Origin of the sequence: Burkholderia sp. HMSC10F09 (assembly GCF_001806955.1) — a bacterium.
GTDB classification, from domain to species: Bacteria; Pseudomonadota; Gammaproteobacteria; order Burkholderiales; family Burkholderiaceae; genus Burkholderia; species Burkholderia multivorans.
This window is the reverse complement of the sequence record NZ_KV786892.1, coordinates 2,286-3,455: the sequence shown is the minus strand read 5'-3', so window position 1 is coordinate 3,455 and position 1,170 is coordinate 2,286. Positions and strand designations below refer to the sequence as shown.

Here is a 1,170-nt window from a genome sequence, read left to right as displayed (position 1 = left end):
GCAGCCGACGCATCGGGCGCCGAGGCGGCGGGCGCGGACGCACCCGCAGCGGACGCCGCGTCGTCCGCGAGCGCGGGGCCGACACCGGCCGCGATCAGCGAGCCGGCCATCAGCAGGGACATCAGAACTTTGCGCATCTTAGGTTTCCTCTTGTCGCTCGTCTTGTTTGTTACAGCGCGTCGGCGCCCGTCTCCCCGGTCCGAATCCGGATCACCTGCTCGATCGGCGTGACGAAGATCTTCCCGTCGCCGATCTTGCCGGTGCGCGCCGCGCGCTCGATCGCCTCGACGGCCTGGTCGACCAGATCGTCGGACACGGCCGCCTCGATCTTCATCTTCGGCAGAAAATCGACCACGTATTCGGCGCCGCGATACAGCTCGGTGTGCCCCTTCTGGCGCCCGAACCCCTTGACCTCGGTCACCGTGATGCCCGAGACGCCGAGGGCCGACAGCGCCTCGCGCGTCTCATCGAGCTTGAACGGCTTGATGATTGCGGTAATGAGTTTCATGAAGTCCTCTCGCTGGTTTCCCGTCGAATGATTTGGATGCTTGGCGCGTTCTCCTCAGCAACTCGCATGCCATGTGCACGCGAACGCCGCCGCATGCGGCGTCGCTGGAGGGTCGTAGCGGACGGCGAAAGGTGCGCAAAGCCCGGCCGAACGGCCAACATCGGCCGGCTTTGCTGGCGCCGTGAAAGGATCGTTGCTAGAGTGCAGGCACGTTCCGGCTCGCCGGAGCTTTCACCCATGCGGGCGCCATGCCCGGAATCCGCGCCACCGGCGCACCAATTCCGGTCATGCGTGCATCATGGGCACGTACGCAACTGAAGATGCACATTTTTTGTGCAAGGAAGGGGAATCACATGAAGCAACCCAGCGACGTTTTCAACGATCTGCAGTCGCGCGTCAGCGACCTGCTGAAAAACTCGCCGGCCAAGGACGTCGAGCGCAACGTGAAGGCCATGCTGTCGCAAGGCTTCTCGAAGCTCGATCTCGTCACGCGCGAAGAATTCGACACGCAGGCCCAGGTGCTCGCCCGCACCCGCGTGCGTCTCGAGGAGCTCGAAAAGCGCGTCGCGGAACTCGAGCAGAAGCTCGCCGCGTCCCAGGCCTGACACCCCACCCCGACCGACAGGTCCGGGCGCGGGCCGCACGCTGCGGCTCCCCCCCCC

2 protein-coding genes are annotated in these 1,170 nt (G+C 65.4%); one reads left to right on the top strand and one right to left on the bottom strand.

Annotated features, from left to right (window positions below; genetic code table 11):
* Positions 1 to 169 precede the first annotated feature (169 nt).
* Positions 170 to 508 (bottom strand): P-II family nitrogen regulator, encoded by a 339-nt coding sequence (locus tag HMPREF3115_RS25170; protein WP_006398175.1) that lies wholly within the window; start codon positions 506 to 508, stop codon positions 170 to 172.
* A gap of 353 nt (positions 509 to 861) precedes the next feature.
* On the opposite strand from HMPREF3115_RS25170, the gene HMPREF3115_RS25165 reads away from it, so the two are divergent.
* Complete coding sequence (locus HMPREF3115_RS25165) at positions 862 to 1,113, top strand: accessory factor UbiK family protein (protein ID WP_006398174.1); 252 nt, start codon at positions 862 to 864, stop codon at positions 1,111 to 1,113.
* Positions 1,114 to 1,170: the final 57 nt, after the last annotated feature.